Raw genomic sequence first — 542 nt, forward strand, 5'->3', positions numbered from 1 at the left:
CACGACCCGCACTTCGCGACCCGAGCCGAACGCCCGAACCGAACGTCCCGAACCCCCGGGTTCCGTACCGTCAGGGAGCACCATGAACACCTCCGGCACAACAGATCTCCGGGTGGCCTTCCTGGGCCTGGGCCATATGGGCGGGCCCATGGCCGCCAACTTGGTGGCCGCGGGCGTCCCGGTCCTGGGGTTCGACGTGGTCCCCGCCGCGATGGACGCCGCCCGCGCGGCCGGGGTCACAGTGGTGGACTCGCCCGCGGCCGCGGTCCATGAGGCGCAGGTCGTCATCACCATGTTCCCTTCGGGTCGACACGTCCGGCAGGCCTACACGGGCGACGACGCCGCGCCCGGTCTGCTCGCGGCGGCACCCGCCGGGACCACGTTCCTCGACTGCTCCACGATCGACATCTCCGACGCGCAGGACGCCGCCGAACTCGCCGTGGCGGCGGGCCACCGGGCGGCGGACGCACCGGTCTCGGGCGGCGTCGTCGGGGCGGAGGCGGGAACGCTCGCGTTCATGGTGGGCGCCCCGAAGGACGTAT

Annotated in this window: 1 protein-coding gene; it reads left to right on the plus strand. The window is 73.2% G+C overall.

All coding sequences use genetic code 11. The features are described 5' to 3' along the window. Nucleotides 1-82 precede the first annotated feature (82 nt). Nucleotides 83-542 (plus strand): NAD(P)-binding domain-containing protein (locus RF645_RS13315; RefSeq protein ID WP_368819276.1); only part of this gene is annotated, 460 nt, incomplete at its 3' end.

The organism is Kocuria sp. CPCC 205260, from assembly GCF_040981045.1.
Taxonomy (GTDB): Bacteria; Actinomycetota; Actinomycetes; order Actinomycetales; family Micrococcaceae; genus Kocuria; species Kocuria palustris.